At 34.8% G+C, this 13388-nt stretch carries 11 protein-coding genes; 3 read left to right on the top strand and 8 right to left on the bottom strand.

Going from position 1 to position 13388, the window contains the following annotated elements; translation table 11 throughout:
- Positions 1 to 19: 19 nt before the first annotated feature.
- The 7 genes from ACJJVT_RS08420 to ACJJVT_RS08390 form a co-directional block, all read right to left on the bottom strand.
- Positions 20 to 2512, bottom strand: a complete 2493-nt coding sequence (locus ACJJVT_RS08420) for a TonB-dependent receptor domain-containing protein (RefSeq protein ID WP_405397893.1) — start codon at positions 2510 to 2512, stop codon at positions 20 to 22.
- Entirely contained in the window at positions 2513 to 3028 is a 516-nt protein-coding gene (locus ACJJVT_RS08415) for a hypothetical protein (RefSeq protein ID WP_405397892.1), read from the bottom strand.
- Positions 3029 to 3115: 87 nt separating this feature from the next.
- Positions 3116 to 3460 carry an arsenate reductase (glutaredoxin) gene (arsC, locus tag ACJJVT_RS08410; protein ID WP_405397891.1) on the bottom strand — a complete coding sequence of 115 codons (345 nt, stop codon included), beginning with the start codon at positions 3458 to 3460 and terminating at the stop codon, positions 3116 to 3118.
- Positions 3461 to 3522: 62 nt separating this feature from the next.
- A protein-coding gene (gene prfB, locus ACJJVT_RS08405; RefSeq protein WP_405397890.1) for a peptide chain release factor 2 occupies positions 3523 to 4624 on the bottom strand; the annotation gives its coding sequence in 2 pieces (ribosomal slippage) (positions 3523 to 4557 and positions 4559 to 4624; 1101 coding nt in all).
- Positions 4625 to 4688: 64 nt separating this feature from the next.
- Positions 4689 to 5540 carry a transglutaminase family protein gene (locus ACJJVT_RS08400; RefSeq protein WP_405397888.1) on the bottom strand — a complete coding sequence of 284 codons (852 nt, stop codon included), beginning with the start codon at positions 5538 to 5540 and terminating at the stop codon, positions 4689 to 4691.
- A 28-nt stretch (positions 5541 to 5568) separates the two neighbouring features.
- A complete protein-coding gene (locus ACJJVT_RS08395) occupies positions 5569 to 6516 on the bottom strand; it encodes an alpha-E domain-containing protein (protein WP_073246466.1) in 948 nt (315 codons plus the stop codon).
- Positions 6517 to 6525: 9 nt separating this feature from the next.
- Positions 6526 to 7989, bottom strand: coding sequence for a circularly permuted type 2 ATP-grasp protein (locus ACJJVT_RS08390; protein ID WP_405397887.1), 1464 nt, complete (start codon positions 7987 to 7989; stop codon positions 6526 to 6528).
- Positions 7990 to 8183: 194 nt separating this feature from the next.
- Here ACJJVT_RS08390 and ACJJVT_RS08385 point away from each other — a divergent pair, with 194 nt between their 5' ends.
- On the top strand, positions 8184 to 10592 hold the full coding sequence (locus tag ACJJVT_RS08385; protein WP_405397885.1) for a zinc-dependent metalloprotease: 2409 nt from the start codon (positions 8184 to 8186) through the stop codon (positions 10590 to 10592).
- Positions 10593 to 10611: 19 nt separating this feature from the next.
- Entirely contained in the window at positions 10612 to 11634 is a 1023-nt protein-coding gene (locus tag ACJJVT_RS08380; protein ID WP_405397884.1) for a threonine aldolase family protein, read from the top strand.
- Here ACJJVT_RS08380 and ACJJVT_RS08375 read toward each other — a convergent pair.
- Complete coding sequence (locus ACJJVT_RS08375) at positions 11627 to 11941, bottom strand: YegP family protein (protein WP_405397883.1); 315 nt, start codon at positions 11939 to 11941, stop codon at positions 11627 to 11629. The two genes, ACJJVT_RS08380 and ACJJVT_RS08375, sit on opposite strands and share 8 nt — an antisense overlap.
- 191 nt (positions 11942 to 12132) lie before the next feature.
- Between ACJJVT_RS08375 and ACJJVT_RS08370 the strand changes: the two genes are divergently transcribed.
- Positions 12133 to 13233 (top strand): OmpA family protein, encoded by a 1101-nt coding sequence (locus ACJJVT_RS08370; protein ID WP_405397882.1) that lies wholly within the window; start codon positions 12133 to 12135, stop codon positions 13231 to 13233.
- Positions 13234 to 13388: the final 155 nt, after the last annotated feature.

Below are 13388 nucleotides of genomic sequence, written 5' to 3'. Positions count from 1 at the left end.
GTCTTGTTGTAACTGTTTTTTATCCTTCAATTTCTTCTCCTCCTTCATCGCCACCATTTCCTCTAGAGCCTCTGTTGCGTTCTTTTGGTTGGTTGAAACGATATACAAAGCCCATTGTTATTTGACGTTGTCTATATTGAAACTCACTATCTGAGGTAAAGAACTCTGTTTCTGTGTAAGAGCTTCTTTTTCTAGAGTTTAATAAGTCACTTACATTAAGAGATAGTGTTCCATTATCATTCAAAATATCTTTACTGAAGGCTAAGTTCAAAGAGAATATTCCTCCATTTTCTGTTTGTGCTGTAGAAGACGGACCTCTATAGAATGCATTCGTTTGCCAATCTACTTTTGCAGGTAATGAGACTTTAGAGCTAAACCTTGCAAACCAACTAGTGTTAGTAGTACCATAATCGACACCATTAAAGTCACCTTCTGAAGAAAACTGAAAGAAATTAAAACTAGAATTTAAACGTAACCATTTTGTTGCACTATATAGTACCCCAGCTTCAACACCTATTCTGTCGTTAGTAGATAGGTTTATAGGAATAGATCTAATGATTTCTATACCATCAGTGGTTGTTTGTCCGGTTTCTTCTTGAACACGCTCAAAAGAGTCTGTTTCTTTTTGGTAATAAATAGAAGAAGTTAAAGTTAATTTATCCCACCTTTTTAAATAACCCACATCAAAAGCATTTGAAAATGCCGGATTTAAATCAGGATTACCTTGAAAAATATTGGTTCTACTTGATCTAGAAGGAAAAGGATTTACATATCTACCTCTTGGTCTATTTATTCTTCTGTTGTACCCTAAAGAGATATTTTCATTTTCTGCCAATTCGAAAATCAAATTTACGGTAGGGAAAAGACCTAAGTAGTTTTTATCAAAATTCGCATCTACATCTACACCTAATTGATCTTCTAATTCGCTGGTGTCATAAAGTGATGATAGTTCACCTTTTAATTGCGTGTTTTCTAATCGTAGTCCTAATAGAAAAGAAAACTTCCCGAATTTGTTTCCGTATTGGGTATATAAGGCATTTACATTTTCAGTATAGGTAAATAAGTTGGTAAGATCTTCATTAATATTAAACTGTCCGGTAACTTGATTTAAAGAGTCTAAACGGTAATCGGTTCCTGTTTCTTCAAAAGTACCTCTGTAACCAACCTCAAACTGCGCATCGCCCATAGGAAGTACGTAATCTGCCTGTACTAAATATTCGTTATCAGTTTCTTTTTCATAAACATTTTCTAATACTATTAAATCATCGTTCGGTAATGTATTATTTTCTTGAATGATAGAAAATTTATCTTCATTGCCCTTAGAATACTGAAGGTCTACCGTTAATTTTTGTCCGTCCTCATCAAGGTCATTTACATAATTTAACGAGAATTGATAGTTTTCGTCATCTTCATTTTCATCTTCAGTTCTAAATGTTTCACTATTTAAAGCATTATTGATAAACCTTTGGTTGGTATTACCGGTTTCATCTTCACTGTCAGATGTTCTATAAAATACGCTACCGGTAAGAGATGATGACTCGGTTAGAAAATACTCTAAGCCTAAATTTGTATTGAAACTTTTACGAAGCCTATTATATTCTCTGTCTTCAATAATTCTGTCATAAGTACCAGAAGAGTAGGTGTTGTCATAAAACGCATTACCTGGCGCGTCTCTGTAATTGTAACCTGTAGTGTTGAATAAGTTGAATTTGTCTGTACGCAAATTGGCATTTACTGAGATACCGCTATTAACAGGGTAGCCTATTGTAGTATTTACCGAACCATTAAAACCAAGTGTTTTTTCTTTTTTAAGTACAATATTCAAAATACCAGCTGTACCTTCGGCGTCGTATCGTGCAGACGGACTCGTAATTACCTCAACCTTTTCAATAGCATCTGCAGGTAGTTGTGTTAAGGCATCGGTAGAACCAAAACCCGCTAAGGCAGACGGTTTTCCGTTTATTAATATTCTAACATTTTCATTACCTCGTAAGCTAATAGCACCTTCAACATCAACATCAACAGATGGTACATTGTTTAGCGCATCTGTAATGGTAGCACCACTATTGGTTAAGTCTTTGCCAATATTGTAAATCTTTTTATCTAAACGTACCTCTACAGTAGTTTTTTCGCCTACGACTTCAACAGCTTCTAGTTGAGCCACATCTAAAGCCAGTTTAATAGTGCCCAAATTTGTAGATTCCCTTAGGGTCTGATTTGGCAGCTTGTATGTTTTATAAGATATGTATTCAATGGAGATATTGTATTTTCCAGCAGTGGCTTCTACCTTGAAATTACCATCTATATCTGTAATACCCCCAGTAATTTGATTTGGGTTATTAACACTTTGTAGTACGAGTGTAGCATATTCTAAAGGTAGGTTGTCATCTTTGTCTAAAACCTTACCTGTAATGACAATTGGACCTCTTTCCCGGTCTCCTCCCGGTCTTTGACTATATGTGTAATTGAATGATAGTGCTAGGAGTAGGAGTAAAGGGAAAAGTTGTTTCATTTAGTCAGTTTTAGATTTCTTTCGTTTATCTTTTTTCTTCTTTTTATTCTTCTTGATAGTTTTTGAAACACCATCTTTTTGTAGTGCAACAAAAGCTTCATACTTCTCTAATGGCAAACCTGCTTTTAATTCTTCGTCTTGCCTTTTAGTAATGTTCTCATATACTTCAGCCATTTTTTCTGGCGGAAGCTTTAATATTTGAGCTTCTATACGCTCTTGTACATATTTCTTTAAAACAGAACTTAATACAGCCTGTTCAAATTCATTTAATGCAAGCGCTTCAGAAATTCTTGGCATTTCGTCATCAACTAATTGTTCGGCAGTTTTAGGTTTTGGAGGCTCAGCAGGTGTTTGTGCCTGAGGTATTGAGCTTCTTTGGTTACCATAACCATAGCCGCCACGTGATCCATAACCGTTATTGCCATAACCGTATTGTGCGTAAATTTCAGAACTTCCTAATAGAATTAATAGCAGTGCTAATAAATTTAGATTGCTACATTTTATTACTTTTTTCATGTGATTAGATTATAAAGTTATACGATGGTTTAACTGAAAATGGTTAATACTTTGTTAAGATAATTAACTAGGCAATTATAGTGATTTCTATTTTAACAATGAATCTATGTTCGATGCCGGTCTACCGATGACTGCACTGTTACCATTTATTACGATTGGTCTTTCTATTAATTTAGGATGTGTAATCATTGCATTCAATAATTCTTCATCGTTTAATTGTAAATTCCTGAACTCCTCTTTCCAGATTGCTTCAGACTTACGAACTAAATTTATTGGTTTAATACCTAAACAACTGATAACATTTCTCAACTCATCTTTTGTTGGTATGTCTTCTAAATACTTTACGACTTCAAATTCCTTGCCAGAATTTTCAAGTACCTTAAGTCCTTCTCTAGATTTACTACATCTAGAATTGTGATATATTTTAATCATACTATTTAATTTTAATACTAGAAATCCCAATTCACTATATAAACGAATTGGGATATGCTATGTTATTCTTCATCTTTTTGACCCATCATCATTAGAAAGGCTTTCAAAAACTGGTCAATATCGCCGTTCATAACGTTATCTACATTTCCAGTTTCTTCTCCTGTTCTTACATCTTTTATCAATTTGTAAGGATGCATGACATAGTTTCTAATTTGTGAGCCCCATTCAATTTTCATTTTAGAAGACTCAATTTCTTGTCGTGCTTCCATTTTCTTACGCAGTTCTATCTCATACAATTGCGACTTTAGCATTTTCATTGCCGTCGCTCTATTGTCGTGTTGACTTCTACTGTCTGAACAAGAAATTTGAATACCTGTAGGGTGGTGGGTCAATTGTACTTTGGTTTCTACCTTGTTTACATTCTGTCCACCGGCACCACTAGACCTAGCGGTCGTAATAGTTATGTCTGCAGGGTTTACATCTACCTCTATACTATCATCAACCAATGGGTAAACGTATACCGATGCAAATGAAGTGTGCCTTTTGGCATTACTATCGAACGGAGAAATTCGTACCAACCTATGTACGCCGTTTTCACCTTTTAACCATCCGAAGGCATACTCGCCATCAATCTCTAATGTAACGGTTTTAATACCTGCAACATCACCTTCTTGGTAGTTGAGCTCTTTGATTTTATAACCGTTCTTTTCTGCCCACATCATGTACATGCGCATAAGCATCGCAGCCCAATCACAACTTTCTGTTCCACCGGCTCCTGCAGTAATTTGAAGTACAGCTGGTAATTCATCACCCTCTTCAGAAAGCATATTTTTGAATTCCATCTTTTCTATGGTGTTCAAAGCCTTTTCGTATTGACTTTCAACTTCAGCTTCTGCAACTTCTCCTTCTTGTTGAAATTCAATGAGCACTTCTAAATCTGCAATCAAAAGTTCTGCCGCGTTATAATCATCTACCCATTGTTTTTTAGATTGGATAAATTTCATATGTGCCTGTGCTTCTTGAGGATTATCCCAAAAATCAGGTGCCAAGGTTTTTTCTTGCTCGTTCTCTATTTCTATTAATTTGGCATCAATGTCAAAGATACCTCCTTAACGCACCAAGGCGATCTATAAGACCTTTGTAATGGTCCATACTAATATTCATACAATTCTATTTTGGGTAAAAATAATACTCTTTTAAATAAGGATGGAAGATATTTTAAGAATACCTATCGATGGCTTTTAACAGATACTGAATGTGATGTCTTGTGCTTACCATGCGAGTGGATTATACCTTTTAAAGGTGCGCAATCATTGTAGTCTTTGCCATGACAAACTTTTATATGGTTTGTATTGGCTAAAATATTGTTAGTAGGGTCAAAACCTTTCCATCCAATCTCTGGTACGAATGCCTCTGCCCATGCGTGCATTTGAGAATCACCCATATAGCCACTTTCTTGATCTAAATAGCCAGAAACATATCTTGTTGGTACGCCGTTAATTCGCGCCAATGCAGAAAACAAATGTGCGAAATCTTGGCAAACGCCCTTTTTCTTAGAAATGACATCTTTTAACGGTGTACCTACTTCTGTTACACCAGTAGTGAATTTAATGTATTCAAAAACCCAGTGATTTAATGCTTCAAGATTATCGAAAATCGAAATTGAAGTATTGAATTTAAATAGTTGCTGCTGTGCACTATCTAATGTTGTAAACGAAGTAAATTTTAAATAACGCTCATGTGTTATCCTAAAATCTAAACTTTGCAGTTCGGTGTAGGCTGTTGAATTATCTGGATTTATATTAAAATTATACGGGTCAACTTCTTCCTTTTTGAACTTGAATTTAGCCTCGAACGTAATTTTCTTAAATTTTTTCTTAGGATGTATGCGTAGGGTTTTAAAACCATACCCGTTTATAGATTCTTCGGTGTGGGCAAATAACGAGTTTTCGAACTCAATTTCGACCTCGTACTGACTTTCGTTTTCTACCGGAATTATTAAAAATTGCCAGTGCGCATCATGCACCCAACCATCATAAATATTCTCTGCTTTATAAGTAATCTCAAATTCTCTCGGCATAAGAACAAATATACTTTATTTAACCCGTCTAATAGTTAAAAAATTCCTCATCAACCTTGTCGCTTATGTCCACAAGACTTTTAAGAATATTCTCTATAAATGATTTAATGTCCTTATCTATTTCTTCAATATATTTAAATTCATATTCAGATCTGACTCTGCCAATTAAAAAAGCTGTTGAATCTTTATTATAACGCTTTTCGGGGTTAAGCATTTTTACATGCTGGTTAACCTGATTTAAAGAGTTCATTACAGATCTAGGGCAATTAGGGTTTAGAATTAAAAACTCTAATGTTGATATACTAGTTGGTGTCTTTTTATAGAACCTACGCATCATATCATAAGACTCTGCACATTTTAATAATGTGGTCCATTCAAAACTTTTGCTGAATCTATCATTTTCGCCATCTTGAGAAAGTAATGCATCATTATATTTTGCATTAATCATTCTAGTGATTTGGGTGGCTCTCTCAATGTTTATCCCCATTGAAATAACGGCATAGGTGGCATCATGCAAAAGGGTTCCTCTTATTTTTCCTCTTAATATATCTGTCATTTCTGCAACATGTGTTGTAAAATCATGCAGTCCGTTTTTAACAAATATTTCTTTTGGGTAGTTTATTACAAAATGATAAAATTTGTTGATGGCTTCATATAGCTCTGTAGAAATTAAATCTCGTGCGCTATTTGCGTTTTCTCTAGCAAATTTTATATTATTTATTATAGAGGCGCCATACGTTGGGTCAAGCCCAATTTTATAAAGTACATCTTCTTCTTTTAAAAATTTTTCTGCATCCTTTTCAGGGTCACCTACCATGAATAACATGGAGCGTAATACAAATTGCCTGTCTTGAGATTTTAGATTCGGCGCATCTAGTGATGAAAAATAATTTACATTTAAATATCTTGCGACGTGTTCTGAACGTTCAATATAACGTCCCATCCAAAATAAGTTATTGGCTACTCTTGCTAACATATAGTTTCTTTATTTTTTTAGTACCCAAGTATCTTTTGATCCTCCACCTTGAGATGAGTTTACAATTAAATTGCCTCTTTTTAAGGCTACACGGGTCAATCCTCCTTTTAAAACAAATTCTTTGTCCTTTCCTAGAACAGTAAACGTTCTTAAGTCTACGTGTCTTTGTTCAAAAGATTCTGTATCATCGATATAGGTTGGGTGTACAGATAATGACATAATAGGTTGAGCAACATATTTTCTAGGGCTCGCCTTTATTTCTGCTTTTACCTTTTCTATTTCGGCCTTGGTAAGTTTATTACCGATAGAGATACCATAACCGCCAGCTTCATCAACTGGTTTTACAACAAGTTCATGAATATGTTCAAGAACATATTTTAATTCATCGGGTCTACTGCAGTGGTAAGTGTGAACATTGTTTAAAATAGGCTCTTCATCTAAATAGTACTTTATAATCTGTGGCATGTAGGTATAAACCGCTTTGTCATCTGCTACACCAGTACCGGGAGCATTTGCTAAAGTGACATTACCTTTTTTATAAGCAGCGAACAAACCGGGTACGCCAAGCACAGAATCAGGGTTAAATTCTAAAGGATCAATAAACTGATCATCTATTCTGCGGTAAATAACATCGACCCTTTCTGGTCCTTTAATAGTTTTCATGTACACAAAATCGTTTTCCACAAAAAGGTCACGACCTTCTACCAATTCAACACCCATAGTTTTAGCTAAGTATGAATGCTCGTAAAAAGCAGAATTATACATGCCTGGGGTTATAACCACTACATTAGGTATATCTACACCTTTTGGTTTAACCGATTCTAAAAGTTCTAAAAGGTTTTCTGCGTAATTGGTAACGGTATGTGTTTGGTAGTGATTGAATACACCAAAAAGTGCCTTTTTTAGTGCTGTACGGTTACATATTACATAGCTTACACCAGAGGGGCATCTTATATTATCTTCAAGAACATAGTACTTACCGTCGTTATGTTTAATAACATCTGTACCTGAAATATGATTGTAAATTCCGCCAGGCGGATTTACACCATTCATTTGATCCAAGTAATTCGCAGAAGATGTTATAAGGTCTATAGGAACTACTTTATCTTTTAGAATTTTCTTGTCATGATAAATATCCCATAGAAATAAATTCAAAGCTTTACTTCTTTGTATAGATCCACGTTCTATAATATCCCATTCAACAGGGTCTATTATTCGAGGAAATAAATCGAAGGGAAAAATCTTCTCTTGTACGTTATTGTCACCGTATACCTGAAAAGTGATTCCTTGATTGAAAAAAGAAGATTTGGCTTTATTATTTAATGATACATAATCAATAATTGAATGTTCGCCATAAAGGTTGAATAGTTTTTGGTATACCTCCTTAATTTTTCCATTCTTATCATAGATTTCATCATATAAATCTGGATTTCTTTGATAAGAAGAAAAAATTTGATTTTCAATGTTGGTCATATATTTTCTTTTGTTAAAAGGTACATGATAAAAAGCAATAAACAAATGACATTTTTATAATAATCGATAGTATTTTTCTTTATTCTGTAATTATTCGATAGCTTTTTTAACAAGTATAGTATTTATAATTTAGTTGGCCACTGCTGTTTTACATTCATTAGTTTTTCTATACTTTTAAGCAAAACTTATAGAAAATGAGAAAGAATTACGCACTTCTGGTTGGGTTAGTATTACTATCCTTTAATATGCTATCAGCACAGTTTAGTGATCAAAAGAAAAATTTTGTCAAGTATGAGGGGCTTTATGATTTTTATTATGATGGCGATACTGACAAAATATATTTAGAAGTTGATAATTTAAACGAAGATTTTTTATATGTCTACTCATTAAGTAGTGGTATCGGTAGTAATGATATCGGTTTAGATCGTGGTCAATTAGGTGATGAGCAAGTTGTCTTTTTTAAGAAAGCAGGTAATAAGCTATTGTTGGTTCAGCCAAATATGAAGTATAGGGCAATTACAGATAATGAATTAGAGCGTAAATCTGTAGAGCAGGCTTTTGCTAAATCTGTATTGTTCGGTTTCCCGATTGTAGAAGAGAAAAGTGGTACGTATGTTATTGATATCACTGATTTTTTAATGCAAGATGCTCATGGTGTTTCTAGTCGTTTAAAAAGAACAGAACAAGGTTCGTATAGTTTAGATAAATCTAAAAGCGCATTTGCTCTTGATAGAACTAAAGCATTCCCTAAAAATGTAGAGTTTGATGTTACTATGACTTTTAAGGGTGAAGCTAAAGGAAGATATATTAGAAGTGTTGCGCCGAATGCTAATTTGATTACCGTGGCAGAACACCATTCTTTTATTGAATTGCCAGATGATAAATATGAAAAACGTGTGTTTGACCCTAGATCAGGTTCTTCTCCTTTTAATTATTATGATTATGCGACTCCCGTTGAGTCAAATATTCTAAAGCAATTTATAAGAAGACACCGCTTAGAGAAAAAAGATCCTACAGCAGCGGTTAGTGAAGCGGTTGAGCCAATTATTTATTATTTAGATAATGGTACTCCAGAGCCGGTGCGTTCTGCTCTTTTAGAAGGTGGTCGTTGGTGGAACCAAGCTTTCGAGGCAATTGGTTATAAAGATGCCTTTCAATTAAAAATGTTACCTGACGATGCAGATCCTTTAGATGTGCGCTATAATGTTATACAATGGGTGCACCGGTCAACAAGAGGGTGGAGCTATGGTAGTAGTATTACCGACCCAAGAACTGGAGAGATAATGAAAGGTCATGTAAGTTTAGGTAGTTTAAGAATTCGTCAAGATTTTTTAATTGCCCAAGCATTAATGAACAAGCCTTTTGCAGAAAGAGATGATAACTATCAACCAATGTTAGAAATGGCAATTGCCCGTATTCGTCAGCTGTCAGCTCATGAAATAGGACATACGTTGGGTTTTGCACATAACTATGCGGCGAGTACTACTGATAAATCATCGGTGATGGATTATCCGCATCCGCAGTTTTCATTAATTGACGGTGAAGTTGATTTTGCAAAAGCCTATGAAGTTGGAATAGGGGATTGGGATAAGGTAACAGTGGCTTATTCATATCAGAATTTTAATGAAGGTGAAAATGAGAAAGTAGGTCTGAACAAAATATTAGATAAAGCCAAAGCTGACGGACTCCGTTATATTACCGATCAAGATGCTCGACCACAAGGTAGTGCACATGTATTGGCTCATTTATGGGATAACGGAAAAGATGTTAGTAAAGAATTAGATGATATGTTGAAGCTGCGTAAAGTGGCTATAGCCAATTTTTCTGCGGATAATATTCAAGATGGTACACCGTATTCAGTTCTAGAAGATGTATTTGTACCACTTTATTTCTTTCATAGATACCAGACGGAAGGTGTAGCGAAGGTTATAGGCGGATTAGAATATAACTATGCTATAAAAGGAGACGGACAAGAAGTTGTTGCTATTGCAGATAAAGCGATGCAAGAGGAAGCATTAAAGAGTGTTTTAAAAACTTTAGATGCAAATGAAATTGCAATACCTAAAGGTAAGTTGAGCTTGTTTCCACCGCGTGCTTTTGGAACTCCAAGAACTAGAGAATCTATTAATGGTAAAACGGGAGTTTCTTTTGATGCATTGTCAGCTGTTGAAACTGCATCAGATATGACCTTGACATTTTTATTACATCCTGAGAAAGCATCGAGGCTTATTCAGCAAAAAGCAATTGCTACCGATAATGTAGGTTTAGATGAGGTTTTAGATAAATTGATTGCAGCAACTATTAATAAGAAGCAGAAAGATGCTTATTTGAGCGAAGCGCAGACCATTATTAATTTTAGAGTGTTATTTCATATTATGAATTTGGCGGGTCATACCAATGTGCATCCGCAGGTAAATGCAATTGCTTCCCAGAAGTTGAAAGAATTGAGTTTTCAATTGGTTAAAGATTCAGGGTCGAATGCAATTAGTGCAGAAATGGTGAAAAGAATTAAAACATTTAGAGAGCATCCAGAATTGTTCAAAGTGATACCTTCGCCTAAGATTCCTGATGGTTCGCCTATTGGAATGAGTTGTTTTCATTAATTCAATTTTTATATTTTTTATGCTAATTAATCTTATCAGTGATACGGTAACAAAACCCACGCCAGGTATGTTAGATGCTATGATGTCTGCAGCGGTTGGTGACGATGTTTTTAAAGAAGACCCAACAGTAAATGCTTTAGAAGAAAAAGCAGCTAGTCTTTTCGGAATGGAATCTGCGTTGTTTTTCCCTAGTGGTACTATGACGAACCAGACTGCTATAAAATTACATACACAGCCAGGCGAACAATTGATTTGCGATAAATATGCTCATGTATATAATTATGAGGGTGGCGGAGTCAGTTTTAATAGTGGTGTCTCGTGTAGGCTGGTAGATGGTGATCGAGGTACTATGACGGCTGCTCAGGTTGAGTCGGTTATTAATCCGCCAGATTTTTATCATAGTCCGCTTACAACATTAGTATGTGTAGAAAATACGGCTAATAAAGGTGGTGGTACTTGTTGGGATTTTCAAGAGCTTCAGAAAATAAGAAAAGTCTGCGATGATCATAAATTAGGATATCACTTAGATGGTGCCCGTTTATGGAATGCTATGGTTGAAAAGAATGAAACAGCATTACAATATGGTCAATTATTCGATACTATTAGCGTCTGCTTAAGTAAGGGCTTGGGTTGCCCAGTAGGTTCTTTATTAATAGGTACAAAAGAACATATGGACAAAGCGCTTCGTTTTCGTAAAATTTTTGGTGGAGGTATGCGCCAGTCTGGCTTTTTGGCTGCTGCAGCAATATATGCCTTAGATAATAATGTCGAAAGATTGGCAGAAGATCATAAGAGGGCAAAAGAAATAGGAAAGGCATTGGCATCAAAATCTTTCATAAAAAAGGTGGAACCTATAGAGACTAATATTGTCATTTTTGAAATAGATGAATCTTTTATGACCAGTGATCAATTTGTAAATACCTTAAAAGAAAAAGATATTTTAATCATTGGTATGGGGCAGGGTAAGTTGAGAATGGTGACGCATTTAGATTATACAGATGTAATGCACCAAGAATTATTGAAGCAATTAGCTGCTATATAATACCTAGGTCAATACTGTTAGAAATATTCAAAATTCCATTTTCCATACCGGCTTCAGAGGAGTAAAGTCCGCTGGAGCCAATTATTTTTCCGGTTGAATTTTTTAATTCTACTAAAAATTTACCGTCGGTATTTGTTCTGCGTTCGAAGAATTTACCGTTAGCATTTTTCAATGCTTTTATATCTTTTAAAGTGTTATCTAATTCGTTTTCAGTGCTGAACGATACACTTTCTAATAGAGTGCTACCATTGTCAGACTTCAAAATGAACTGATACAACCCGTCTTCCTTCTTGTCAATTTTAATCATATCATTAAAGATAATTAATATTTTCTCTGCTTTTTAGTGACCTTTCAAATAATACTGTGTCTAAACTATTGAGAGGTTAATTCATTAACTTTTGATTAAGAAAAAGCTTACAAAAAGTAGGGCGTTTCTTATTGAAATGTTAAAATATTAACATAAATTGCCAAATATTAACTATTTAAATCCTTATCAAAATGAAAAAAGTATTATTCCTAGCAGTTGCATTTTCAGCTTCTTTTGCAATGGCACAAGATTTGCCGTCAAATCCAGAACCTGGTAAATGTTACGTTCGTTGTACAACTCCTGATGTTTACGTTAACGAGTCAACTACAATTACAACAAATCCGTCGTACAAGATTTTAAAAACGGTTCCTGCTACATTTAAGACAATTACAGAACGTGTATTAGTGAGAGAAGAAGAAAAAGTACTAACAGTTGTTCCTGCTAAGTGGGGAACAGAAACTGTAACGTATGTATCTAAAGGAGGTGGAAATTCTTTACAGGTGATCCCTGCTTCTTTTTCTCCTAGCACACAAACATTAGAAATAAAGCCAGCCTATGCACAATGGGAATTAGGAGTTGCTGCTCCTGATTGTGAGTCTGGTAATCCTGATGATTGTAGATACTGGTGTTATAAAGGGTATCCTGCACAATTTGAGACAGTTTCAACTCAAGTTCTTGCAAATGCTGCTTCTACTACAAGTTCTCCATTAGGTTCTAAAAATGGTTCTTACACTAAATCAGTATTAATTTCTCCTGCACAAGTTGTTGAAAAAATTATTCCTGCTGAGTACAGAGAAATTACTAAAACTGTATTAGATAAAGATGCTTACACAGTTGAAGAATTGATTCCTGCTAAGACTACTACTATCTCTAAAGAGGTGTTAAAAGAAAAAGGTGGATTAACTACTTGGAAAGAAGTAGAGTGTGCATTAGTTGAGTACCAAGCTTTACCTATAAACTGGGATTCTGGTAGCGCAACATTAACTTCTGCAGCAAAAAGTATTATCGATAACAGATTGTTACCTGTATTAGCTCAAAACCCTGGTGTTAAAGTTGAATTAGCTTCTCACACAGATTCTCAAGGTGGTGCTGCATCTAACCAAAACCTTTCTGAAAGAAGAGCTAAGGCGGTTGCAGATTACTTAATCACTAAAGGTGTTAACTCTAGTCTTTTAGTAGCTAACGGTTACGGTGAAACTAAATTATTAAACAGATGTAGCGATGGTGTTTCTTGTACTTCAAGAGAGCACGCAGCTAACAGAAGAACTCAATTTAGATTAATTAATAACTAGTAATTAGGTTATTTAGTTGAAAAGGGCTTACGTAAAGTAAGCCCTTTTTTTATGCTTAAAACTCACTGCTTTTTATATGTAATCAGTTCTATGGCTAAGGGTAGGTATCTTACTTAGCTATTTCTACATTAGATGCTGTGAGATATAATAGAGGC

The organism is Maribacter sp. Asnod2-G09 (genome assembly GCF_045063795.1).
Taxonomy (GTDB): Bacteria; Bacteroidota; Bacteroidia; order Flavobacteriales; family Flavobacteriaceae; genus Maribacter.
Note: the sequence above shows the minus strand (reverse complement) of the source record. Positions and strands in the feature narration are given on the sequence as shown.